The sequence below is a fragment of the Mesorhizobium sp. M2C.T.Ca.TU.002.02.1.1 genome, from assembly GCF_003997225.1.
In genome coordinates this window covers 1-552 of the sequence record NZ_RZTO01001470.1, presented here as the reverse complement: position 1 = coordinate 552, position 552 = coordinate 1, and the positions used below count along the sequence as shown (strand labels likewise).

Sequence of the window (552 nt, the reverse complement as noted above, 5' to 3'; positions counted from 1 at the left end):
CCCCGTGACCGAAGCAGGACTTACCATGCTCAATCGGACTGCGGACAACGTTGCCCGGGCGACACCGGAGCCGTTGGCCAAGAAGATCCGGGGCATCAGCGACAAGGGCCTCGCCTGGCTGTTCATCTCGCCGACGATCCTTTTGCTGTTGGCCATCAATATCTTCCCGCTGTTCTGGGCGATCTATCTTTCCTTCACCAACTACCGCGCCAACCGCCCCAACGAAGTGGTGAAGAACCTGGGGCTCTCGAACTACCAGCGAATCCTCGGCGACCAGGACATCTGGATCGCCATGCAGACGACGGCGCATTTCGTGTTCTGGACGATCCTGCTGCAGACGGTCATCGGCTTCACGTTGGCATGGCTGATCGACCGCAAGTTCCGCGGCCACGCTTTCTGGACCACCATCATCCTGGTGCCGATGATGCTGTCGCCGGCGGTGGTCGGCAATTTCTGGCGTTTCCTCTACGAGCCGCAGATCGGGCTGTTCTCCTATGTCGTCTCGTTCGTCACCGGCATTCCGCCTACGAATGTCCAGATGCTGTCCAATGT

General features: G+C 59.4%; 1 protein-coding gene. It reads left to right on the top strand.

The genetic code is table 11. From position 1 onward, the window contains the following. Positions 1-4: 4 nt before the first annotated feature. A partial coding sequence (locus tag EOD07_RS36800; protein ID WP_206519684.1) for a sugar ABC transporter permease occupies positions 5-552 on the top strand: 548 nt, incomplete at its 3' end.